Source organism: Clavibacter lycopersici, assembly GCF_003576405.1.
GTDB lineage: Bacteria > Actinomycetota > Actinomycetes > Actinomycetales > Microbacteriaceae > Clavibacter > Clavibacter lycopersici.
The window spans coordinates 1-296 of record NZ_QWGT01000603.1 but is presented as its reverse complement, the minus strand read 5'-3'; the positions used below and the strand labels follow the sequence as shown (position 1 = coordinate 296).

Genomic DNA, 296 nt, shown 5'->3' with positions numbered 1-296 from the left:
TCGCCTTCGACGCGCGCGAGCCCGGCACGGACGCGGGCGCCTGGGACGCGGATCCGCGCTGGGACGCCCTCGCCGCGCCCGACCTGGCGGGGCTTGCCGCCCTCCTCGTCGTCTCGGCCCATGCCGACGACGAGTCGATCGGCGCCGCGGGGCTGATGGCGTCCGCGGCCGCGCGCGGCGTGCCGGTGACCCTCGTGATCGTGACGGACGGCGCGGCCTCGCACCCCGGATCCCCCACGCGCACGCCCGGCGAGCTCGTCGCCCTCCGCCGCGACGAGGCCCGTGCGGCCCTCGAC

Annotated in this window: 1 protein-coding gene; it reads left to right on the top strand. The window is 79.7% G+C overall.

What is annotated here, in order from left to right; translation table 11 throughout:
- Window positions 1-296 (top strand): PIG-L deacetylase family protein (locus DZG00_RS16745; RefSeq protein WP_199689858.1); only part of this gene is annotated, 296 nt, incomplete at both ends.